The sequence below is a fragment of the Kibdelosporangium phytohabitans genome (assembly GCF_001302585.1).
GTDB lineage: Bacteria > Actinomycetota > Actinomycetes > Mycobacteriales > Pseudonocardiaceae > Kibdelosporangium > Kibdelosporangium phytohabitans.
Window position 1 is genome coordinate 5,151,423 of the sequence record NZ_CP012752.1, and the last position, 21,943, is coordinate 5,173,365.

Here is a 21,943-nt window from a genome sequence, read left to right on the forward strand (position 1 = left end):
ACTTCCGTTGCGCGGCTCGAATCCGCGGCGGAACACAGGACCGGGCGGGAGCGATCGCTCCCGCCCGGTCAGCTGGAAGGGTGATCAGTTCGGGAACACGAACCAGTAGAACGACCTGGACGCCTTGCCTCCCGCGCTGTCGGTCACGGTGACCGACGGGTGGTAGTTCGCCCACGTGCCCGGCGTGCCGCTGATCAGCCCGGTCGAGGGGTTGACCGAGACGCCCGCGGGCAGGCCGGTCGCGGTGAAGCGGTATCCGCCGCTGCCGCCGCTCGCGTCGAGCTGCAAGCTGACCGGCTTGCCCCTGGTGCTGGTCTGCGTGCCGGGATCGGCCAGGGCGAGGGTGGTGGGGCCACCGCTGGTGACCGTCAGCGTGTACGTGGTCTGCCGGGTGACGTCACCGCGTGTGCCACTGACGGTGACCGTGTACTGCCCGGCGGGCGTGGCCGCCGTGGTGCTGATCGACAGGGTGGAACTGCCACCGACGTCGACCTTGGCCGGGTTGAACGAGGCCGTGGCGCCGGACGGCAGGCCGCTGGCCGACAACGAGATGTCGCCGGTGGGCGGGTTGCCGCCGCCGACCTGCTCGTTGGCCCAGTCACCCATGACGCCCCACATCTTGCCGTGCGCGTTGTAGGCGGCGCAGTCCGTGCGCAGCCACGAGAACACGCCCCAGATCTTGCCGTCGTGGTAGTAGGGGCCGCCGGAGTCCCCTTGGCACAGCCCGGCACTGCCGTTGCCGTAGCCGTTGCAGAACATGTACCGCGCGTCGAACTGGGAGTTGATGTTCCTGCAGTTCTGGTCCTCGACGGTCGGCAGGACGACCTCCCGCAGCAGCGTGTTGCGGTTGGCGTCCTGCGAATCGGTTTTGCCGTAACCGATCGCGGTGCCGCGCGTGCCCAACGGCAGGCTGTCGCCGGACTTCGCGATCGCCGGGTACCGCATGCCCGCCGGGGTGGGGATGTCGGTCCTGGTGACGATCACCGCGACGTCCCAGCCGGTGCGCCACCCGTCGCTCGGGTTGTAGTTCGGGTGGGTCCGGTACTCCTCGATCTCGATCCGTGTGCCCGTGTTCGTCGCCGCGAGGTCGTCACGGCCGTACACGAGGTACTTCGGGTCGCCCTGCGAGAACTTGCAGTGCGCGGCGATCAGCACGAGTCGTTTGCCCACAACCGATCCGGTGCAGGACTGCTCCTGCGGGCGTGCGCCGCCGGTGCGGTGCTGCGAGATGATGAACGGGTACTTCGCGACCGTGGTCGGCGACCCGCCGATCACACCGGGCCCGGAACCGGCGCCCGCCTCGCCGGAGCTCTCGACAGCGGTGGCCTTGACCGTGGCCGACGTCGACCCACCTGCCGCGACCGTGCCGCTGGCCGGGTCGGTGCTCAGGCTGAAGTCGTCGGACACCTGGCCCTTCACCGTCAACGACACCTCGGTGGTACGGGTGACGTCAGTTCCCTTGCCGGTCACGGTGACGCGGTACGTGCCAGGGCTGGCGTCGGCCGACGCGTTGAGCGTCAGCTTGGCGGAGTTGCCCGCGGTGACCGAGGACGGGTCGAACGCGGCCGTCACACCGGAGGGCAGGCCACTGGCCGACAGCGCCACGTTCTGCGCGGACCCGCGGGTGATGGTCGTGGCGACCGTGCTGGTCCCCGACGCGCCCGGGTCGATGCTCACCGACGCCGGACTGGCCGCGATGGTGAAGTCGTTCGTGGCGGGCGGCGTGTTCGGGACGTACAGCAGCCGGTTGGGCGTTCCCTGCCGGATGCCGCTCATCTTGCCGGTGGTGGCGTTGTCGACGATCCACTTCTTCAGGTCCGCTGGTGAGGCCGACGGCTGCTCGGCCAGCCGCAGCGCCATCGCGCCCGCGACGTGCGGCGCGGCCATCGACGTGCCGGACTTCTGGCCGAAGGAGGAGTCGGAGGTGTTCACCGACGAGTCGATGTTGCTGCCCGGCGCGAACAAGTCGGTGCACGGCCCGTCGTTGGAGTCGCCGGCACGCTGGTCGTTGCTGGTGGAGTTGGCGACACGCACACCGGTCTCGACACGGCTGCCGGGACCGTAGTCGCACGCGTTGCCGCCGTTGTTGCCGGTGATCAGCGCCCACTGCACCCCGGCGGCGACGGAGCCCTTGATCGCGTCCACACCGATGCTCGGGTCGTCGGCGTAGACACTCATGTTCGCCACGGCCGGTTTGATCGCGTTCTTGGCGACCCATTCGGCACCGACGATGATGTCGCTGTCCTTGCCGGTGGACTGGCAACCGAGGACGCGCACCGCCCACAGAGTCGCTTTCTTCGCCACACCACGGGTCTTGCCGCCGACGATGCCCGACACGTGGGTGCCGTGGCCCTGTTTGGCGGAGTCGCAGTCGTTGCCGTTGGTCGGCGGCTGGACGAAGTCGGCACCGAACTTCGCGCGGCCCTCGAACTCCTGGTGGCTGTAGCGGATACCGGTGTCGACGATGTAGACGTTCACGCCCGCACCGGCATTGCCCGGGTAGTTGTACTTCTTGTCCAGCGGCAGGTCCCGTTGGTCGACTCGGTCCAGGCCCCAGTTCGGCGGGTTGTCCTGGACGTCGGCGGCGCGCGCGGTGCCCGACTGGGTCACCGAGGCGACGTCGGGGTTCGCGGCGAGACGACGTGCCTGCTGCTCGCCGAGGTTCTCCACCACGAAGCCGCGCATGACTTTCTCGAGCACGTGGGTCGCGGTGCCGCCGTAGCGGTTGGTCAACGAGCTCGCAATGGCCGCCGCACCGGCAGAACGGGCGTTGTCGTTGAGCTTGACGACGTACACGCCGGGCACGGGGTTCTTGGCCGCGACCCGGACCTCGCCTTCCGGTTCGGCGCCCGACGCGGGCGGCGCTAACGCCGCGACGGTCACCGCTGCCAGTGCGGCCGCGGCCGCGAGCAGGGATCTTGGTGTGCAGGGCATCTGGTTCACTCCCTTGGCTACTGGGAAGAACCGGAAGTTAGTCCGCGGCGAGCGGGACCTGAAGAAATTTGTGACCCGTCGGCACAGCGGCTTTGCCCGCGGCGAAACCGCAGTTCACACGGGGATTCGCGAAACAGTTTTTCCCAGTTCAACGCTCCCAGCGCACGCCGACGGTGCCCGGCCGCACCGACGGGGCGACCAGTGCGGTGGTCCCCGCCGCGCCGAGCCACAGGTCCTCGACGTGCTTCTCCGGGCCACGCAGCCCGGCCCGGTCGTAGCGGCGCACCCGGCCGGGCTGCGGACCCACGAACCGCAGTTGCACGGTGTACAGCCCGGTCGGGCGGGCGAACCGCCGGTACACGTGGTCGAGGGGCTGCCCTGCCGGCAGCCGCAGTTCGTACTCGACCACCGCGTGCTCGCCGCGGTTGAGCGGCCGGTCGAACAGGAACTCCGCGACCAGCGACCGGCTGGCCGGATCCCGGCGCAGCCGCCCGAGCCGGGAGTACGCCACGCCGACCAGTTCCGACGGCGGGTACGCCGGGTCGTCGATCTCGTGGCACACCACGTAGCGGTCCACGCGGTCGGCGTTGGCACGCAACACCAACCGCACCCGCTGCCGGTGCTCACGGGTGTTCTCGTCGACGATCAGCGAGTCGTTGACGCTCAGGAAGTCCAGGTGCCCGTCCGACGCGGTTTCCAGACCGGCCAGCGCCGGCCCGCACGCGGGCAGCAACGCCTGCCGCGACAGCGTGCCCGGCGGCCGGCCCGCCGTGCGTCCCCTCGGCCTGCGCCCGCCGAGCAACGCGACGAGCGACGCGGGCGGCAGACCGAGGATCTGCTCGAGTTTGCCGAGCGCGACCAGCGACTCGGCCCGTTCCGGTCTGCTCCGCCCGGTGCGCCAGTACGAGATCGCGGTGCGGCTCAACGTCACGCCGCCTTCGGCGAGGCGGCCGCACAGCCGGTCCATCGTCAGCCCGGACGTCTCGATGGCGGCGTCGAACGCCTCCTCGAAGGGGCCGGTGCGCAGCAGCCGCCGCATGTCCCTGTTCATCGTCCACCTGCCTCGGGCCAGCCGGGGATGAAAGGTTCAAACTAGACAGGCGGCGGCTGCCGCGCCAGTGCGGGATCAGCCGCGCCGGGCGACCGTCGTCAGCGCCTGGTCGAGGATGTCCAGCCCGCGGTCGAGTTCCTCCTCGGTCGTGGTCAGCGGCGGTGCCATCCGGAAGATGCTGCTGCTGCCGGGGAACTGGACGATGTTGAGGTGCAGGCCGAGGTCGAGGCACGTCCGGATGACGTCGGCGCCGAACTCGCCAGCGGGCTGCTTGGTGGCGCGGTCGGTGACCAGTTCGATTCCCTGCAGCAGCCCACGGCCGCGGACGTCGCCGATCTGCTCGTGCCGTGCCTGCAGTTCCAGCAGCCCGCCGCGCAGCCGGTCGCCGAGCCGCCGGGCGGTCTGGTCGAACGCGTTCTGCGCCAGCACGTTGACGACCGTCAGGCCGACCGCCGCCGCCAGCGGGTCCGAGACGTGCGTGGTGCCGAAGTAGAACCCGCGTTCGTGGCACACCTCTTCGATCTCGTCGCTGGTGATCACCGCCGCGACAGGCAGGCCCGCGCCGAGCGTCTTGGACAGCGTGAGGATGTCCGGCACGACGCCGTCGCGCTCGAAGCCGTACCAGTCCCCGGTCCGGCACAGCCCGGTCTGCGCCTCGTCGAAGATCAGCAGCATGTCGCGTTCGGCGCACTTCTGTTTGAGCGCGGCGAAGTAGCCGGGCGGCGGTTCGATGATGCCGCCGGTGCTCAGGATCGGTTCGGCGATGAACGCGGCCAGGCTGCCGACGGACTGGCGGTCGGCCATCGTGAACGCGAAGTCCAGTTCGGCGCGCCAGTCGTGGCGCCCGTCCCGTTCGAACAGGGGCCGGTAGGCGTTCGGCGTCGGGATGATGATGTTGCCCGGCGCCACGGGCCCGTATCCGGTGCGCGCCATGCTGTACGTCGCCGCGACGGAGGCGTGGGTGACGCCGTGGTAGGACTGGTCGAAGGCGACGATCTCGTGGCGTCCGGTGTAGAGCTTCGCCATCCGGATGGCCGCCTCGTTCGACTCACCACCGGTGCTCAGCAGCATGACCTTGCTCAGCGTGGACGGCAGGGTCGCGGCGAGCGCGGCGGCCAGGTCGACGACCGGGCGGCTGAGCATCCAGCTGAACAGGTGGTCCAGCGTGGCGATCGACCGGCTGACGCACTCGACGATCGCCGGGTGGCAGTGCCCGAGCAGCGCGCTCATCTGGCCCGAGGTGAAGTCCAGTATCGCGCGACCCTCGCTGTCGAACACGTGCGACCCGGCCGCGCGTTCGATGATCGTCGGCGCGAAGTCGTTGCGGGCGTACCGGATCAGATGACGGCGAGCGGTCGGCCAGAACTCGCCGGTCGTCGGTCTCGCGGTGGACGCGATCGCCTGGGTGTCGGTGGTAGCGCTCATGACCTGCCTTTTCGCCTCGCGGAGCAGTGGTCAGCAAAGGCTAGGTGAAGCGCTGGGACAGCCGATTGCGATTGTTGTCCGCCCGCCGGGCGGTCGCGCACAATTCGAGCGTGGACAGCATCGATCGCGCGATAGTCGACCAACTGCGGCGCGACTGCCGGTTGACCAACACCGAACTCGCGGACCGCGTCGGCCTGACGCCCTCGCCGTGCCTGCGCAGGGTCCGGCGGCTGGAGGAGGACGGCGTGATCCTCGGTTACCAGGCGCACGTCGCGCCCGGCGCCATCGACCGGGGGTTCGAGGTCATCGTCGACCTCGAACTCGCCGACCAGGCACAGGCCACGCTCGAACGGTTCGAGGCGACGCTGGTGTCCTTCGACGAAGTGGTCGAGGTGCGCCGGATGTTCGGTGCACCGGACTACCTCGTGCTGGTCGCCGTCGCGGACCTGCCCGCCTACGAGCGCTTCATGACCCAGCGGCTGACTGCTCTGCCGGGTCTGTCGAAGATGCAGTCGCGGTTTGCGATGAAGACGCTGAAGTCGGCTGTTGGGCTGGATCGTCGCACTTCCGCTGCCGGGCCTGCTCGCCGGTGAGTGAATCGACCACCTCGTCGACCACCTCGTCGACCACGCCCGTCACGTCGCAGACCACGTCCAGCACGGGTTCGAGCGGTGACTCGTCCAGAGGTGGTGTGCCGGTGGGCGGCGGTGTCGTGGGTGGCGGTGTCGTGGGTGGCGGTGTCGTGGACGGCGGCGGGGTGCTGTTCGGTGGCGGAGTGGTGGTCGGTGGCGGCGTTGGCTGGGTGCCGGTCGCCGGTGGTACCGGCGGGGGCGTGGCGACGGGAGGCTGGGCCGGTGGGGGCGGGGTGGACGGCGTGACCGGGGCTTTGACTTCGCCTGCCGGGGTTTTGGGCGTCTCGGGGACGTAACCGGCGGGGACGACGGTGTCCGGTACGGCCGTCGTCCCGTTGGCGTAGGCGGTCATCCAGGCCCGGATGAGAACCCGGTAGCTCTCGGAGTTGTTGTAGCTGAGAATCGCCCGATCGAGACCGTCCTCGGTGGCCAGGTCGCGGTTGTCCGCACACAGGTAACGCCCGGCGGCCACGGCCGCGTCGTGCACGTTGTGCGGGTCGGCGACGTTGTCGCCGTTGCCGTCGGAGGACCAGTTCTGCCACGTGGCCGGGATGAACTGCATCGGCCCGACCGCCCGGTCCCACACCGCGTCGCCGTCGAGACGGCCGCCTTCGGTGTCCGGGATCCTGGCGAAGCCGATGCCGTCGAGCGCGGGCCCCAGGATCGGCGTCAGCGTGGTGCCGTGTTTGTCGATCTGCCCGTTGCGGGCGTGGTTGGTCTCGACCTTGCCGATCGCCTCCAGCAGTTCCAGCGGCAGGTGACAGCCGGGCTGCGCCTGGTCGACGCGGTCGCGGGCGGCCCGGTAGGCGGACAGCACGCCCGCGGGGATGTTCCCGGCGAACACGACCGGGACCACCGGCCCGGGGGCGAGTGCGTCGGCGTCGTCGGCTTTCTCGTCCTCACGCGACTGCGCTGACTGCGACGCCGGTTGCGGTGGCTTCGCGGCCTCCATCGGGCGCGGCGGCACCGCGAAGGTCCCGGCCAGCGGCTGGCTCTGGTCGAATCTGCCCGCGGCGCCGGCCGACGTGATGGCCAGCAGCACAGCGCTCGCTGTGATCACGGCCGCCGGGATCGTCCACTTCGGACCACGAGGAAACGGCATGCAGCGGATGGTGTCCGTGTTCCAGCGCGACTGCAACTCGTGGCCCAGGGGATGGGACGCCGTCCGGCGCAACCGAAGTGCACACGAACGGAGTAACTCTTTCGTGTCGTGCCTGGGTGAGCGGGGTGCGGGCCGGGTGTTGGGGCGGATGACGCCGAACGCGGCCGAACGACCCCGAAAAATCCCGGCCGCCGCTCAACGCCACGACGGCAGCCAGAGCTCTGCCTGCCAGTGCGCGTCGGTGATCGGATCGCCGTTGAGGATCGGCCACAGCCACAGGAAGTTGGCCACGACGAGTCCGATGTAGAGCGCGACGACCAGCAACCCGGTGCCGCGCCGCTCGCGGCTGTCGCGGGCCGCGCCGAGGACCTGCCCCAGTCCCAGGACCAGGCCGAGCACGAGGAACGCGGACGCGGGCGTCATGTAGAAGAAGTACATCTGCCGGTCCATGTTGATGAACCACGGCAGCAGACCGGCGAGGTAGGCCACCAGCACGGCGGCGTAGCGCCAGTCCAGCCGTGCCACGCAGCGCCACAGGCCCCACGCGAGCATCGGCAGCGCGAGCCACCACATGGCCGGGGTGCCGATCAGCATCGTCGCGCGCACGCACTTCGGCTCGCCGCAGCCGGTGGCGGAGGTGTCGAGGAAGTAGAGGATCGGCCGCAGCCCCATCGGCCACGTCCACGGTTTGGACTCCCACGGATGCGGCTTGGTGGCGGGCGTGGTCAGCGTCTCGTGGAAGTCGAGCACGTCCGCGCTGTAGGAGAACAGCGAGCGCAGCGCCGCGGGCACGATGTCCGTGAACGACCCGGTGTCCTCGGCCAGGTGCCGGTTCACGGCGGTCTCGCTGGCGTACCACGCCCACCACGTGCCCAGGTAGACCAGGACCGGGATGATCAGCAGGGACCACAGCGCGGGCAGCAGATCACGCCGCAGCGTCCCCAGCCACGGGTGCCGGACCCCGGCGGCGCGCCGCGCGGTGACGTCCCAGAACACGACCAGCAGCCCGAACGCGGCGACCCAGTACAGCCCGGACCACTTCACGCCGCACGCGAGGCCGAGCGCCACCCCGGTGCCGAACCGCCACCAGCGCAACCCCAGCCGCGGGCCGTAACCCGATTCGGTCGCCCAGCCCTCGCGCACGGCGACCGCGAGCCGTTGCCGCATCTGATCGCGGTCGACCAGGGCGCAGCCGAACGCGGCGAGCACGAAGAAGGCCTGGAAGATGTCCAGCATCGCCATCCGGCTCATCAGGTGCACGACGCCGTCGCAGATCAGCAGCACCCCGGCGACCGCGCCGAGCAGCGTCGAGCGGGTCAGCCTGCGGCCCGCGCGCACGATCATCAGCACCATCAGCGTGCCCGCGACGGCCGAGGCGAACCGCCAGCCCCAGCCGGTGTAGCCGAACGCCATCTCGCCGAGCGCGATCAGCTGTTTGGCCAGCGGCGGGTGCACGGTCAGGTTGAAACCGGGGTTGTCCTCGACCCAGCCGTTGCGCAGCATCTGCCACGCGTTCGCCGCGTAGTACTTCTCGTCGAAGACGGGCGTGCCACGCGGATCGGTGGGCATCCCCAGGTTCTGGAACCGGACCACGCCGCCGATGACGGCGAGCACCGCGGCGACGAGCCAGCCACGCAGCCGGTCGCCGGGCATCGGGCGGCCGAGCAGCGCGTCGGCCGCGCTGCTCGGCGACGGCGAGGTCAGGCCGGCGTCGGCCAAGCGCTCGTGCTGCACCCTCGTGACGTCCCCCCGAACAGACGCTTCACCCACTCCATCGAGATCATGTCACTTCGCGTGACCGGGGTTCAGCCGGGGCACCACCTGTGTCAGCGATCCCGTCACGTCATTCGATCGAGGAGCATTGAGGACGGTGGTCGCGGGTAACCCGTGTATTCGCTGTGAGGGAGGTAGCGATGGGAAAGCACCGGCTGGACAAGGGCGACGACGACAAGTGGGGCGGGCCCGATCTCGTCACCGAACGCGACGGTCAGCAGCCGACCACGCATTCGGCGGGTGACCAGAAGGCGGCCGACGACCAGCGCGGCACGGCGCCCGATTCACCCGGGAGATGACCGGGGCAGCGAGTCAGCTGTCGTAGTACGTGCCAGGAGGCTGGTCCCACTGGCGCGTGGGCGCGTCGCCGCGGGCCCCGGGACGCCGGATGGTCTGCGCCGACGCCGCGACGCTGTTGAGGATGGTCGTGATGGCCAGCCCGATGGCGAGGTTGATCACCGCGGTCGCGACCTTGCCGCCGGTCTCGACGGTCAGCGTCAACGGCAGCACGACGGCGATCAGCGTCGCGAGCACCATGATCCACGTGAAGAACTGGCGTGGCGCCGCGACGGCGAGGATCAGCAGGTGCATCAGCCCGGTCGCCAGCAGCGCGGCCAGGCCGGACAACATCGCGTACGTGAACGTGTTCGCGTTGCCCCAGACGCCCTCGCCTTTCGGTGCGAGGACCGCGACGTCGACGACACCACGGGCGATCAGGATGCCTACCACGGCGAGCAGGGCGGCGACCACTGCCGTGGCCAGGCCGCTCGCCCAGAGCCTGCCCGCGTTCACGCCGGGGCGTTCGACCGCGTCGTAGTCGGTCATCTCGGAGTCCTTCCCGCTGACTGACCGGACCACTCGATTGTCGTCCCTCGGCGGTGGGTCCGCTCGTCAGCGCCGGTCAGGCGCTCAGCCGACGCCCTTGCCGTCCGGGTGCACCTTGGCCAGCCGCCAGAACACCTTGTTCGGGCCTTTGACCAGGCCCTGGTCGTGCAGGAACGAGCGCAGCTTCTCGAACGCCCTGGCGTATGTGGCGTGGATGTGCGCGTTGCCGCGTGCCTCCCGGCGGGCCCGTCGCACGTCCAGCCCCGCCCGCCGGTACACCTCGGGCCTGGTCAGGACCGACTTGAGCAGGTACGCGCCGAACCCGGCGGCGAACCGCGCGACGAACCGGCCGTACCACGGCGTTCTGGCCATCCGCCGGACCAGGTCTTCACGGGCGAAGCGGATGTGCCGCGCCTCCTCCAGCACGTGGATCCGCATCACCTGCCGGACGTGCGGCTGCAGGTCCGGGTGGTTCATGAAGTCGCGCTGCAGCGAGTCGAAGATCTCCTCGCCGACCAGGGTGGCGACCCAGACCGTCGGGCCGCCGATGATCAGCGGCAGCAGCTTGCCGCCGTTGTGCAGCAGGAAGTCGTTGCGGTACGCGGGGCCGCCCGCTTTGCCGATCAGCATCCCGAACATGGTCATGTGCCGGGTCTCCTCGGCCAGTTCGGCGAGTTCGTAGTGCACGTGCTTGCTGGTCGGGTCCTGCTTGTAGGCCATCCGCAGCAGCAGCTGGTTGAGGATGTTCTCGAACCAGATGCCCACGCTGACGGTGTTCATCATCTCCTGGCGGGACAGCTCCACGCGCTGCTCGTGGGTCATCTCGTCCCACATCCTGGTGCCGTAGAGCGACACCAGGTTCGGTGGGATGAAGAACTTGCCCTCGGCCAGCGGGGCGTCCCAGTCGATGTCGACCTCGGGGTCGTAGAACTTGCGAGCCGTGCCGTTCAGCAGGCGCTGAGCGGTCGTCTCGCGGTCGCCCACTCTCAGCTGCTCAGCCATCGGACCTCCACGTCGCGCCGGTGCAACATCTGGACCAATGTAACAATGAACGTCAGTTTGTAAAGTAGTAAGCTCACCCGCATGCGGGACGACACCCTGGACGCCGATCTGCTCAGGCGCGCGCTGGACACCGACGTGCCCGGTGACGACGTGACCGAGCGGATCATGGGTGCCGCGCTGCAACAGGCCGAGGACTTCGGGCTGCGCCGCTTCACCATCGACGAGGTGGCCAGGCGCGTGCGGCTGTCCAGGGTGACGATCTACCGGTACTTCCCCAAGAAGGACCAGCTGCTCGACGCCCTGCTGATGCGGGAGCTGAACCGGTTCCTGACCAAGGTCGAGGCGGTCATCGCCAAGCAGCCGACGCCGGAGGCCAAACTGGTCGAGGGCCTGGCGTTCGCGCTGACGTTCCTGCGCGGCCACCGGCTGCTCAACCGGTTGCTGCGCACCGAGCCCGAACTGATCCTGCCGCACCTGACCACCGGGGCCGGCACCCTGATCGCCGCCGCGCGGGCCTGGCTGGCCGGGCACATCCGCGCCGAGATCGCCGCCAACCGCGTGTCACTGCCCGGCGAGGACATCGACAGCGCCGCCGAACTCCTCGTCCGCACAGTGATCTCGCTGGTGATCACGCCGGACACGGTGCTGCCGGTCGACTCGCCCGAAGGGCGCCAGCGACTCGCCGACCTCTACCTCACGCCGGTGGTCCGCTCGCTGCGTCCCAGCTCCTGAGCCCGTGACCGGTTGTCCGGCGCCGATGTGGTTGCCGGACAACGGGCTGTCGGACAACCTGGTCGGCGGACCGAACGGGGGACGGGATGCCGCGACCAGAGCGCGATCTGAATCCGGACGCGGGCGAGGTGCAGAAGTTCGCGTACGAGTTGCGCGAACTGAGGCAGCAGGCCGGGGCCACGCCCTACCGGCAACTGGCCCAGCTGGCGCACTTCTCGGCGACGACGCTGGCCGACGCGGCCGGTGGCCGTAGATTGCCGAGCCTGGCCGTCGCGCTGGCGTACGTGCGGGCATGCGGTGGCGACGAATCGCTGTGGGAAGCACGCTGGCGGGAAGCCGCGTACACGCCGGAGGAACTCGAACCGGCCGCATCGGCGCCCTACGTCGGCCTGGGTTGCTTCCAGACCCGCGACGCCGACCGGTTCTTCGGCCGGAGCCGCGCAGTCGGTGAACTCCACGCGCTCGTCAGCCGCCGGCGCCTGACCGCGGTGGTCGGCGCGTCCGGATGCGGCAAGTCGTCGCTGCTGCGGGCCGGACTGCTCGGCAGGACCGAAGGCCCCGCGACAGTCCTGACCCCACGAGCCGACCCGATCCAGGAGTGCTCGGTCCACCTGGCCGCGTTGACCGGCGGATCCGCGGCGTCGTGGCGCGACGACCTCGCCGCCGACCCGGCCAACCTGCACCTGCGGGCCAAACAGGCGATGGCACGCGACGACGGCGACCTGCTGCTGGTCATCGACCAGTTCGAGGAAGTCGTGACGCTGTGCACCGAGCAACAGCGCGCCTGGCTGACCGAGGCTGTGCTGCACGCGGCACAGGCCGAGGACAGCCGGGTCCGGGCCGTCCTCGGGATCCGGGCGGACTTCTACGGCCACGGCCTGCTGCGCCCGGAACTGGCCGAAGCGCTGCGCGGCGGGCACATCCTGCTCGGCCCGATGTCACCGAGCGAACTGCGCGAGGCGATCACCGCGCCCGCTGTGCGCGGCGGCTACCAGGTGGAGACGGACCTGGTAGCCCGGATAGTGGCGGACGGTGTCGGCCAGCCCGGAGCGCTGCCGCTCGTGTCGCACGCGCTGGCGGAAACGTGGCGCCGGCGGCAAGGCATGACGCTGACACTGGCCGGGTACGAAGCCGCGGGCGGCGTGCAGCACGCCCTCGCGCGCACCGCGGAGAACGTCTACACGACGCTGGCTCCCGCCCAGCAGGCAGTGGCACGAGAGCTGTTCCTGCGGCTGATCGCGCTGGGGGAGGGCACGCAGGACACCAAGCGCCGCGTCGAGCTCGCCGACGATCCGGGCGTGACGGCTGTGGTCGAGAAGCTGACCGGCGCACGGCTGCTCGTCGTCGACCACGGCGGTGTGGAACTGATCCACGAGGCGTTGATCCAGCACTGGCCCCGGTTGCGCGGGTGGCTGGCGGAAGACCGCGAGGACCTCCGCGTCTACCGCCACGTCGTCGACGCCACGGCGAGCTGGCGTGCGTTGGGCTGTGACCCCGGCAGCCTCTACCGAGGTGCGCGCCTGGAACTGGCGCGTGAATGGCTGACCAGGGCGCCGGGCATGGTGACGTCCCACGAGCGGGAGTTCCTCGAGGCCAGTGTCGCCGTGCAGGCCCGAGACCAGCTGGACACGCAGCGCCGCCACCGCCAACTGCGCTGGCTCGCCGCGGGATTGGCCGTCCTGCTGCTGGTGACGGCCGTCGCGTTGGTCGTGGCCGCGCGTCAACGCGACGAAGCCGTGCTGAAGGGAAAGATCGCGGTGTCCCAGCGACTGGCCACGGAAGCCAGGGAGGACTCGGCCAGTGACACCGGCAAGGCGATCAGGCTGAGCCTCGACGCGTTCACCGAGCACCAGGGCGAGGAATCCAGGAGCAGCCTGCTCAGCATCGCCGCGCACCCGAACCACCACGGCAGGATCCGGCAGCCGGGCGAATGGGGGTCGACCGGCATCGCGGTCAGCCCGGACGGTGCGCTGCTCGCCTCCCCCGAGGGCAACCAGGTCACGCTCCGGGACACCCGCACTGCCAAGCAGGTGGGCACGTTCGCGTTACCCAACAGCGGTTACGGCTGGACGAGCAAGCTGGTGTTCGGTCCGGACGGCAGGACGCTCGTCGGGTCGAGCAGCGATTCGTACTGGCGGGACCTGGTCGTCTGGGACGTCGTTCAGCGCCGGGCGCTCACGCACCACCGCCACCGCGAAATCCGCGCCGACAAGCAGGTCACGGCGTTCAGCGCGGACACGAGCATGTTCGCTACGTCCACCAGCCGGGCGATCACGGTGCTGGAACTGGGACGCGGGACCGTCGTGGCCACACTCCAGGGCGTGCTCAGCGTCTCGGCGTTGAGCTTCAGCCCGGACCGCCGCCTGCTCGCGTCCCTGAGCGAGGACAGCATCGTGCTGTGGGACCTGCGTACCGCTGCCCCTGCCGTCACGATCCCCGTCGACCACAACTCGGTCAGCGCAGTGGCGTTCAGCCCGGACGGCCGGACCCTGGCGACAGCCGGCGCGAACGGCGTCATCACCTTGCTGGACACGGCCAGCGGTGCCCGCCAGGCCACGCTGACGCGGCACAACGACGCGGTGCAGGCGATGGCGTTCGACGGCAGCGGGCAGACCCTGGCGTCGACCGGTGGCAACGCAGTCGTCCTGTGGGACGTACCGCGTCGTGAACACCTGGTGGAATTGCCCACTTCGGAACCAATCGGTCCGCACGACATCGCGATGAGCCACGACGGCAGCACCATCGCCCACGCGACCAGAGGATCCGTGCTGCTGTGGGATCGGCGGCGCCTTCCCTTGCTCGGCACGCCGGACAGCCCCGACCTGCGGTACTGGCGCGTCGCCATCCGCGCGGATGGCCGCGGTGTGGTCGCTGCGCCCGACAACGGGCCCGTCATGGCATGGGACGACCAGCGGCGTCTGATCACCGCTGCCCCGGCCGTGTCGTCCACCCGCATGTGGCAGAACGTCCTCAGCCCCGACGGCCACCGGACCGCCGACCTGAGCGACAACCACTTGATCGTCGTGTCCGGCACGGCCAGCGGGGAACGGATCACCGAACTCCCGCAGCCGCCGACGGAACCGCCGGTCGCGGCGGCGTTCAGCCCGGACGGGACCAAGCTGGCCGTCGCCTACAAGCCGATGGCTGTCGTCGTCTGGGATCTGGCCACCCGGCAACGGACAGCCGAGTTCGTCGTCGGATTCGCCGGCACGCTGAGATTCACCGCCGACAGCACGAAGATCGTGGCGTCGAGCCATTCGAGTGCGGCGGTCGAGGTGTGGGACCTGCACGGCCACCGGCAGGTCTTCCACGTGGACAGCGCCGGTCCCGGCGAGGCGAGCGCCGACGGGAGCCTGTTCGTCACGCCGGAAGCCGACGGGCGGCTCACCTTCTGGGATGTGTTGCGCGGCTGGCCGATCGCCACCGCGGCCGGGCACACGGGCAACGTCAACGCCATGTCGCTGAGCCCGGACGGCCGTCTGCTGGCCACCGCGGGGCAGGACAGGAGAATCATCCTGTGGGACACCGCGACCCGGACCAGGTGGGCGACGCTGACCGGGCACACCCAGGCGATCCAGGCGATCGGGTGGAGTGTGGACAGCCGGACACTCGCGTCGCTGGGCAGCGACCGCACCATCAGGCTGTGGACCGTCGACACCGACCAGGCCGTCAAGCAGTTGTGCGGTTCGCATGGCCGTTACGACCGTCCGGCAACGGAAATCGAGCCCGCGGTCTGCCGGTGACCGCCGGACCCCGGGTCACTTCCGGGCGGCTCGCCACAATCCCAGCGGCGCGACCACGATCAGCAGGACCGCGGGCGCCAGGAACCCGGCGGCCGGAAGCACTTGGTACACCGGGGTGAACACCGGCGGGGACAGCGCGCCGCCGAAGAACCGTCCAGCTTGGACAACGGACACCGCGCCGGCCCGGTTGTCCCCGTCGCCGGACAACATGAGCGCGTTCAGGCTGACGATCAGCAGCTGAGCCGCCATGCCACCGACTGCCCACAGCGCGGCCATGGCCACGATCGACGGCACCAGACCGATGCCCGCCACGACGACGGCTCCGCTGACCGCCCCGATCGCGGCTGCCTTGCGCGCGCCGATCCGGTCGATGGCGTGCCCGAGGAAACGCGCGCTGATGATGCCCATCACGCCGAAGCCCGTCAGCAACAGTCCGCGTTCACTGGCGCCGAGCTCGAAGACCTCCTCCGCCCGCAGCGCGACCATGAACGACAGGCCGCCCAGACTGGCCCACGCCACCAACGCCACGAGCGCCGTCCACAGTGTGACCGGCTGCCACGCCGCGCGCAGCCGCACCTGCTCGCGAGGTTTCGCGTTGCCCGGAATCCCTGCCACGGCAAGCAGAGCCGCCACTCCGGCGACCGTCCAGAACGCCCACGTCCAGTGCACCTCGGCGGCGAGCCCGCCGACCAGTGGGGCGCTCGTCTGACCCACCGCCTGCAGCGACGAGAACAACCCCAACGCGCGCCCGAGCCGCTCCGGTGGCGTCGCCGCAGCGACGGCCGCCAGCAACAACGGCGTCGTGAACGCGTTCGCGGCACCTTGAACCGCCCGCGCGGCCAGGAAAAGCCCGAAACTGCCGGACAACGCGCACACCGCCGACGCGGCCACGTAGACGACATACGCCACGCGTACCGCCCGTTCAGGCCCCCACCGGGCGCCCAGCGTCCCCGAGAACAGCATCAGGACTGCGAACGGGACCAAATACGCCGTCAGCGACACCGACGCGGTCTGCGCCGACACGCCGAACTGCGCACCCAGCTCGGGCAGCATCGTCGTCGTGACACCACCCGCGAACGGCCCGATGAAGCCGCCCGCGTACAAAGCCGCCGCGCGGCCGTGGAATCCCCGCTTCATGCGTTACGCCGTCAACTCCTGCTCCAGCCACGTCTTGCGGCGGGTGCGTGCGGTCAGGCGGTGCCCTTCGAGCAGTTCGGTCATCCGGGCCGCCGCCACCTCGACGGCTGCTTCGGCGTCGGATCCGATGTCCTCGAGGAACCGGCACACGATGTCCCCGCCGCTGTCCTGCGCCCAGCCGCCCACGATCCGGCCGTCCCACCACAGCGAGGGACCGATGTTGCCGACGTTGTCGAACAGCTTCGGGCCGTGCTCACCCAGGTACCAGTGCCGCTGCTGCCAGCCCATCGGGGTCGGGTCCAGCGCGGGCAGCAGCGCCGCCCACGGTTCGGTCCCCGGCGGGGCGTCCAGGTCGTCGGCGAGCACGACGCCGGGGCCGGTGTCGAGTTCGACCTCGGCCGGGCGTATCTCCGCCAGCGCGCGCTTGACCTGCGTCTTGGTCCAGCCGGTCCACCACTGCAGGTCTTGCGGCCTGGCCGGCCCGTACGCGGCGAGCCACCGGCGCGACAGCTCCACCTCGGCGTCCGGGGTGGACCACTGGTCGAGCCCGTCCGGCGTCCACGACGTCGTCGGGGACCAGCTGTGCTGGTGCGACGCCCACGTTCCCCGCGGACGGCCGCGGACCACGCGGCCTTCGGCGCCGAGCAGGAGCATCAGCCTGCTGACGACGTTCTGCCGCCCCTCGTAGTCCTTACCCCTGGCCAGCACGATCTGCGTGCGCAGGCGCGGGTCGTCGCCCGCCAGTTCGGCGGCGGTCGCCGAACCCCGCGCGAGCAGCGCCTGCAGCGCCACGTCCGAGACTTCCGCGAGCCAGCCTTCGACGTCATCGCCGACGCCGGTCTCGGTGAGCATCGCGATCAGCTTGCGCCGCTCCTTCGCGGCGACACCACGCGAACACGCCGCCTGGATCAGCGGGGCGACCTCGAGCGACGCGACGAACACCGTGCGGCGCATGCCAAGCAGGCGGATCAACGTCCGGTCCTCGTACAGCGCGTGTTCGACCGTGCGGAGGTCTCCGCCGGTCATCCGGATCAAGGCGCTCAAGTAGACACTGGACGGGTCCGTGCTGTGCAGCGCGACGAGGCTGTCGGCGACCTGGATCGGGGTGCCGGCTCTCGCTGTGGCCGCGAGCCGGTGCCGTTGCCCCAGCCTCGCCCGCCGTTCGGCCACGTCGATCCGACGTCCCATGATCTCCCCCCGAGCGCTGCGAGTCGCGTGTGATCACCCTATCCCGGACCACCGGCGAGAGACTGTGGCAAACTGTCCAGGAGTAGACAGTTTGTCCAAAGGTGGAGGTGGAGCGGTTGAGTGACTCGGCGCACACGGCGGACGCGGTGTTCGCGGCGCTGACGCCGGTGATCGACGGCATCGCGGCGACGTTCGGCCGCAGCTGCGAGGTCGTGCTGCACGACTACCGCCACCCCGAGCGGTCCGTGGTCGCGGTCGCCGGTTCGGTCACCGGCCGGGACGCCGGGGACGCGATGAGCGAGATCGGCCTGCGGGTCCTGGCGGCGGGCCAGGACGCCCGCAACGAGGTCGGCTACCTCACCCGGACCGAGGACGGCCGCGTGATCAGGTCGTCCACGCTGCCGCTGCGTGATCTGGACGGGACGTTGATCGGCGCGCTGTGCGTCAACGTCGACCTGTCCGCCATCAACCGCGCCGCCGGGGTGCTGTCGGACCTGCTCGGCCTGTCCGCACCGGACCTCGCGGCCACGCCGCACATGCCGACGACGAACTTCTCCGGCGACGTGGACCAGGTGGTGGACTCCCTGGTCGAACGAGCCGAACGGGCCTGCGCGGTACCGGTGACGGCGCTGGACCGCGAGCAGCGGCTGGAGCTCGTCCGGTCGTTGCATGACGCGGGCGTGTTCGCGCTGCGTGGCGCGCCGGCGCGAGTGGCCAAACGCCTCGGTGTCTCCCGTGCCGGGCTCTACAACGACCTCGCCATCCTCAAGAACGAAAGCGGGCAACCGTGACCACCGTGATGACCGAGGCCGAGTCGGCCGGGCTGATCGACGAGGAGCTGGCGCTGACGGCGGCGCGGGAAGCGTTCCTCGCCACCAGGACCGGAACCGCGTTCCCCGTCGTGCTGGGACACACGGGTGCCAACCGGTTCACGGTGAAGTCCGGCACGGCAGGCGATCTGGTCGGCGTGAAGATCGGCAGCTACTGGCCGGGCAACGACGAAGCGGGAATTCCCCGCCACAGCTCGGCCATCGTGTTGCTCGACCCGGGCACCGGGCGGCTGGCCGCGGTCGTCGAGGCTGCCGCCGCCAACGCGTATCGCACCGCTGCCGCCGACGCGCTCGCCGTGGACACGCTGGCCCGGCCCGATGCCCGCACCCTGACCGTGGTCGGCACAGGACACCAAGCGCTGTACGAGGTGCGGGCGGTCGCTCGTGTACGTCCTGTTCGGAGAGTCCTGGTCGTCGGCCGTCGTTCCGACGCCGCGCACGCGTTCGCGAAGGACGTGACCGCCCAGACTGGACTGCCGGCGGAACCCGCCGACGCGCGGACGGCGATCGCTGAAGCGGATGTCGTTGTCACAGCGACAACCGCGACTCAGCCGCTGTTCGACGCTGACTGGGTCACGCCCGGCACCCACGTCTCGGCGATGGGCGCTGACCGTGTCGGCAAACAGGAACTGCCACCCGCGCTGTACGGCCGGTCGCTGCTGTTCTGCGATCTTCCGGAGCAGTCGCGTGCCGTCGGCGAGTTCCAGCACGCCACCGGGGCCGTGCTGACCCCGTTGGCGGCGGTGCTCGCCGGTGCTGCCGAAGGCCGTCGGTCGATCGAGGACATCACGGTGTTCGACAGTTCCGGGTTCGCCCTGCAAGACCTCACGCTCGCCGCCGCGCTCCTGCGGCGCCGCGCCGCCGTCGCCGGTCAGGAGGCCCACCGGTGACCACACTGGACAACCCCGGCACCCCGTTCGCCGTCCTGGACACCACCCGGCTCGAGCGCAACATCGCCAGACTGCGCGATCACCTCGGCTCGCTGGGCGTCCCGCTGCGGTTGCACGTGAAGACGTCGAAGTCCGTCGAGGTCGCGAACCGCGTGCACGGCTCCAGCGGCGGGCCGGTCACCGTGTCGACGCTCGCCGAGGCCGAACACTTCGCCGACGCCGGTTACCGCGACATCCTGTACGCGGTCGGGATCGACCCGCACAAGCTGCCTCGCGTCGCCGCGCTGATCGATCGTGGTGTCACGGTGACGGTTCTGCTGGACAGCGTTGCCCAGGCGCACGCGCTTCGGCGGTTCGCGCAGGAGGAAGGCGTCGCTGTTTCCGCGTTGATCGAGGTGGACTGCGACGGCCATCGCGGTGGCGTCGCGCCGGACGACCCCGCTCTCATCGACATCGGCAAGGTACTGGCGGACCGCGGTCAGCTGGCCGGGGTTCTCACGCACGCGGGCGAGTCCTACTTCGCTTGCACCGCGGATGCTTTGCGGCTGGCGGCGCGTGCGGAACGCGATGTCGCCGTGGCCGCGGCGGAGGCGTTGCGGGCGGAAGGTCTGCCGTGCCCGGTGGTCAGCGCCGGGTCGACCCCCACCGCTCACGCCGCGACCGATCTGACTGGTGTCACTGAGGTTCGTGCGGGCAACTACGTGTTCTTCGATCTGGTGATGGCAGGTGTCGGGGTGTGCGCCATCGACGACATCGCACTGTCGGTGGTCGTCACGGTGATCGGGCACCAGCCCGCGAAAGGGTGGATCCTCACTGACGGCGGCTGGATGGCCACCTCACGGGATCGCGGCACGGCGGTGCAGGCGGTCGACCAGGGTTACGGGCTCGTCGCCGACCTCACCGGGAACCTCATCCCGGGCCTGGTCATGACCGGCGCCAGCCAGGAACACGGCATCCTGGCCGTCCGCACCGGTCCTGTTGCCGACATTCCACTCGGGACACGTCTGCGCATCCTGCCCAACCACGCCTGCGCCACTGCCGCCCAGTACAGCCGGTACCACGTCGTCGCCAGTGCGGCCGCCGCCACCGAGGTGGCGGCGATCTGGCCGCGTCACAACGGTTGGTGACGCCGGTCAGCCGGTCAGCCCGGCCGCGGTTTGAGTGAGGTGCTGAGCCAGTAGGCCGGCTGCCTCGCCGGCGTCACGGGCCAGCGCCGCTTCCTCCAGGCGCTGGTGTTCTTCGATGCCGTCCCGGTGGGGATCGCGGTGCGTCGACCAACGGCGGGCCAGTTCGCTCGCCGACCACACGCGGTCGATCGTTTCCAGCAGAACCGGGTTGCCGCACGCTTCCAGCAGGGTGTGGTGGAAGATCCTGTGCGCCTCGGACCACTCCTCGGTGTAGTACTCGCCGTCCTGTGCGAACGGGGGCGTGCGGCTCAGGCGGTGGTGGGCTGCCCGCACACGGGCCTCCCAGTCGACGTCGCCGCGTTCGACGGACATGCGCAGCACCACCGGTTCGATCGTGCGGCGGGCCTGAGAGGAAACGTCGTGTCGAACGCCAACCCCTTCGCCCGTCTCCCGAGGCCGCACGCGTCACCGTCACCAGCACCGCCGTGGAAGACGGCGGCGCCTGGGCGCCGGAACAGCTGTCCGGCAAGGACATCTCCCCGCAGCTGGCGTGGACCGATGCCCCGGACGGCACCAAGAGCTACGCCGCCACCGTCTACGACGCCGATGCCCCCACCGGGTCCGGCTTCTGGCACTGTGCCGTCGCGGGCATCCCCGCCACCGTCACCGAACTGCCCGAGGGCGCCGGTGACGACACCGGTTCCGGTCTGCCCGACGGCGCCTGCCCACTGCCCAGCGACGCCCGCGTGACCCGTTTCCTCGGCGCCGCGCCGCCCGCGGGCCACGGACCGCACCGCTACTTCGTCGTGGTGCACGCGCTCGACGTCGAGTCCATCGGTGTGCCGGCCGACGCCACCCGGGCGTTGCTCGGATTCACCATGACCGGCCACATCCTCGGCCGCGCGGTGCTGGTCGCCACCGCCGAAACCCCGGCATGACCAGGCCGGGGCCGGATACAGTGTGGATCATGGATGGCAGTCCCGGACCGGCGTTCAGCCACTTCGCCACCACCCGGCACGAGAACTGGACGATCATCGGCGTCGCGGATTCGGCGGACGGCCCCGGTGTGCGGTCGGTCGAGATCTTCCAAGGCCCGGATCACGACGAACCGCGCCTGGTGCTCGCGCCCGAGGAAGTGCCCCAGTTCGTCGCGGGCCTCATCGCCACGGTCATGCCCGGCGACCTGACCGCGCCCGAGGACTGACCCCGCCCCGGCCCAGTTCGTGAGCAGGCTGCCCGCCGAGCACTACATCCCCGAACCGGACGTGCCGGTCGACGTCCGGATCGCGGGGTCCCCGCGGCCCGCTGCCAGCGCACGGCGATCGAACTTGCCGTTGACGTTGAGGGGCAACGCATCGCGGTGGTGGTAGCGCCGGGGCACCATGTGGATCGGCAGCTGTTCGCGCAGCAGCCGGGTCAGCTCCCGGCAGCGACCGGTGAGCCGGTGTGAACGCGACGAGCTCGCTCTCGCCCGGCCGCGCCACGGCGATCACGACGACGTCGGCCACCGCCGGGTGTTTCCTGATCATCGCTTCGATCTCGCCGAGTTCCA

Annotated in this window: 18 protein-coding genes and 1 pseudogene; 9 read left to right on the plus strand and 10 right to left on the minus strand. The window is 70.3% G+C overall.

Annotated features, from left to right (window positions below; genetic code table 11):
• Positions 1 to 84: 84 nt before the first annotated feature.
• From AOZ06_RS23460 to AOZ06_RS23470, 3 genes are all read right to left on the minus strand, one after another.
• Positions 85 to 2,934, minus strand: a complete 2,850-nt coding sequence (locus AOZ06_RS23460; protein WP_054296855.1) for a S8 family serine peptidase — start codon at positions 2,932 to 2,934, stop codon at positions 85 to 87.
• 148 nt (positions 2,935 to 3,082) lie between these two features.
• Positions 3,083 to 3,985, minus strand: coding sequence for a hypothetical protein (locus AOZ06_RS23465; protein ID WP_054291376.1), 903 nt, complete (start codon positions 3,983 to 3,985; stop codon positions 3,083 to 3,085).
• A gap of 75 nt (positions 3,986 to 4,060) precedes the next feature.
• The gene (locus tag AOZ06_RS23470; protein WP_054291377.1) at positions 4,061 to 5,410 is read right to left on the minus strand and encodes an aspartate aminotransferase family protein; all 1,350 of its coding nucleotides are present in this window, start codon (positions 5,408 to 5,410) and stop codon (positions 4,061 to 4,063) included.
• 110 nt (positions 5,411 to 5,520) lie between these two features.
• Here AOZ06_RS23470 and AOZ06_RS54290 point away from each other — a divergent pair, with 110 nt between their 5' ends.
• A complete protein-coding gene (locus AOZ06_RS54290) occupies positions 5,521 to 6,003 on the plus strand; it encodes an Lrp/AsnC family transcriptional regulator (protein WP_083472704.1) in 483 nt (160 codons plus the stop codon).
• A 1,336-nt stretch (positions 6,004 to 7,339) separates the two neighbouring features.
• Here AOZ06_RS54290 and AOZ06_RS23480 read toward each other — a convergent pair.
• Positions 7,340 to 8,863, minus strand: coding sequence for a dolichyl-phosphate-mannose--protein mannosyltransferase (locus tag AOZ06_RS23480; protein WP_054296856.1), 1,524 nt, complete (start codon positions 8,861 to 8,863; stop codon positions 7,340 to 7,342).
• A gap of 194 nt (positions 8,864 to 9,057) precedes the next feature.
• Here AOZ06_RS23480 and AOZ06_RS56550 point away from each other — a divergent pair, with 194 nt between their 5' ends.
• A complete protein-coding gene (locus AOZ06_RS56550) occupies positions 9,058 to 9,216 on the plus strand; it encodes a hypothetical protein (RefSeq protein WP_157233185.1) in 159 nt (52 codons plus the stop codon).
• Positions 9,217 to 9,229: 13 nt separating this feature from the next.
• Here the strand turns inward: AOZ06_RS56550 and AOZ06_RS23485 are convergent, their stop codons facing one another.
• Positions 9,230 to 9,742, minus strand: coding sequence for a DUF6069 family protein (locus AOZ06_RS23485; protein WP_054296857.1), 513 nt, complete (start codon positions 9,740 to 9,742; stop codon positions 9,230 to 9,232).
• 84 nt (positions 9,743 to 9,826) lie between these two features.
• On the minus strand, positions 9,827 to 10,744 hold the full coding sequence (locus tag AOZ06_RS23490; protein WP_054291379.1) for an AurF N-oxygenase family protein: 918 nt from the start codon (positions 10,742 to 10,744) through the stop codon (positions 9,827 to 9,829).
• 81 nt (positions 10,745 to 10,825) lie between these two features.
• On the opposite strand from AOZ06_RS23490, the gene AOZ06_RS23495 reads away from it, so the two are divergent.
• Both AOZ06_RS23495 and AOZ06_RS23500 read left to right on the plus strand, forming a co-directional pair.
• Positions 10,826 to 11,476 carry a TetR/AcrR family transcriptional regulator gene (locus tag AOZ06_RS23495; protein WP_054291380.1) on the plus strand — a complete coding sequence of 217 codons (651 nt, stop codon included), beginning with the start codon at positions 10,826 to 10,828 and terminating at the stop codon, positions 11,474 to 11,476.
• 86 nt (positions 11,477 to 11,562) lie between these two features.
• On the plus strand, positions 11,563 to 15,219 hold the full coding sequence (locus AOZ06_RS23500; RefSeq protein WP_054291381.1) for an nSTAND1 domain-containing NTPase: 3,657 nt from the start codon (positions 11,563 to 11,565) through the stop codon (positions 15,217 to 15,219).
• Positions 15,220 to 15,234: 15 nt separating this feature from the next.
• On the opposite strand, the gene AOZ06_RS23505 is transcribed toward AOZ06_RS23500, so the two are convergent.
• On the minus strand, positions 15,235 to 16,356 hold the full coding sequence (locus tag AOZ06_RS23505; protein ID WP_054291382.1) for an MFS transporter: 1,122 nt from the start codon (positions 16,354 to 16,356) through the stop codon (positions 15,235 to 15,237).
• A 3-nt stretch (positions 16,357 to 16,359) separates the two neighbouring features.
• Positions 16,360 to 17,544 (minus strand): winged helix DNA-binding domain-containing protein, encoded by a 1,185-nt coding sequence (locus tag AOZ06_RS23510; protein WP_054291383.1) that lies wholly within the window; start codon positions 17,542 to 17,544, stop codon positions 16,360 to 16,362.
• Positions 17,545 to 17,660: 116 nt separating this feature from the next.
• Between AOZ06_RS23510 and AOZ06_RS23515 the strand changes: the two genes are divergently transcribed.
• The 3 genes from AOZ06_RS23515 to AOZ06_RS23525 are packed head-to-tail and all read left to right on the plus strand — an operon-like array spanning position 17,661 to position 20,391.
• Entirely contained in the window at positions 17,661 to 18,335 is a 675-nt protein-coding gene (locus AOZ06_RS23515; RefSeq protein WP_054296858.1) for a helix-turn-helix transcriptional regulator, read from the plus strand.
• Positions 18,332 to 19,264, plus strand: a complete 933-nt coding sequence (locus tag AOZ06_RS23520; RefSeq protein WP_236952354.1) for an ornithine cyclodeaminase family protein — start codon at positions 18,332 to 18,334, stop codon at positions 19,262 to 19,264. Before AOZ06_RS23515 ends, AOZ06_RS23520 begins: the two co-directional genes overlap by 4 nt.
• Positions 19,261 to 20,391: an alanine racemase gene (locus tag AOZ06_RS23525; RefSeq protein WP_054291384.1), complete on the plus strand. Its 1,131-nt coding sequence runs from the start codon at positions 19,261 to 19,263 to the stop codon at positions 20,389 to 20,391. Before AOZ06_RS23520 ends, AOZ06_RS23525 begins: the two co-directional genes overlap by 4 nt.
• A 6-nt stretch (positions 20,392 to 20,397) precedes the next feature.
• On the opposite strand, the pseudogene AOZ06_RS23530 reads toward AOZ06_RS23525, so the two are convergent.
• Positions 20,398 to 20,802, minus strand: a pseudogene (locus AOZ06_RS23530) (GntR family transcriptional regulator); the annotation flags it as partial.
• A 74-nt stretch (positions 20,803 to 20,876) separates the two neighbouring features.
• Here AOZ06_RS23530 and AOZ06_RS23535 point away from each other — a divergent pair.
• A complete protein-coding gene (locus AOZ06_RS23535; RefSeq protein ID WP_083471873.1) occupies positions 20,877 to 21,329 on the plus strand; it encodes a YbhB/YbcL family Raf kinase inhibitor-like protein in 453 nt (150 codons plus the stop codon).
• 29 nt (positions 21,330 to 21,358) lie between these two features.
• Positions 21,359 to 21,595 carry a hypothetical protein gene (locus AOZ06_RS23540; RefSeq protein WP_157233186.1) on the plus strand — a complete coding sequence of 79 codons (237 nt, stop codon included), beginning with the start codon at positions 21,359 to 21,361 and terminating at the stop codon, positions 21,593 to 21,595.
• 42 nt (positions 21,596 to 21,637) lie between these two features.
• Here AOZ06_RS23540 and AOZ06_RS56555 read toward each other — a convergent pair whose 3' ends face one another.
• Positions 21,638 to 21,775, minus strand: coding sequence for a hypothetical protein (locus AOZ06_RS56555; protein ID WP_157233187.1), 138 nt, complete (start codon positions 21,773 to 21,775; stop codon positions 21,638 to 21,640).
• Positions 21,776 to 21,943 lie beyond the last annotated feature (168 nt).

Coding starts and splice junctions, on each gene's coding strand:
- AOZ06_RS23460 (WP_054296855.1), bottom strand. CDS start 2,934: ATGCCCTGCACACCAAGATCCCTGCTCGCGGCCGCGGCCGCACTGGCA.
- AOZ06_RS23465 (WP_054291376.1), bottom strand. CDS start 3,985: ATGAACAGGGACATGCGGCGGCTGCTGCGCACCGGCCCCTTCGAGGAG.
- AOZ06_RS23470 (WP_054291377.1), bottom strand. CDS start 5,410: ATGAGCGCTACCACCGACACCCAGGCGATCGCGTCCACCGCGAGACCG.
- AOZ06_RS56550 (WP_157233185.1), top strand. CDS start 9,058: ATGGGAAAGCACCGGCTGGACAAGGGCGACGACGACAAGTGGGGCGGG.
- AOZ06_RS23485 (WP_054296857.1), bottom strand. CDS start 9,742: ATGACCGACTACGACGCGGTCGAACGCCCCGGCGTGAACGCGGGCAGG.
- AOZ06_RS23490 (WP_054291379.1), bottom strand. CDS start 10,744: ATGGCTGAGCAGCTGAGAGTGGGCGACCGCGAGACGACCGCTCAGCGC.
- AOZ06_RS23495 (WP_054291380.1), top strand. CDS start 10,826: ATGCGGGACGACACCCTGGACGCCGATCTGCTCAGGCGCGCGCTGGAC.
- AOZ06_RS23500 (WP_054291381.1), top strand. CDS start 11,563: ATGCCGCGACCAGAGCGCGATCTGAATCCGGACGCGGGCGAGGTGCAG.
- AOZ06_RS23505 (WP_054291382.1), bottom strand. CDS start 16,356: ATGAAGCGGGGATTCCACGGCCGCGCGGCGGCTTTGTACGCGGGCGGC.
- AOZ06_RS23510 (WP_054291383.1), bottom strand. CDS start 17,544: ATGGGACGTCGGATCGACGTGGCCGAACGGCGGGCGAGGCTGGGGCAA.
- AOZ06_RS23540 (WP_157233186.1), top strand. CDS start 21,359: ATGGATGGCAGTCCCGGACCGGCGTTCAGCCACTTCGCCACCACCCGG.
- AOZ06_RS56555 (WP_157233187.1), bottom strand. CDS start 21,775: ATGGTGCCCCGGCGCTACCACCACCGCGATGCGTTGCCCCTCAACGTC.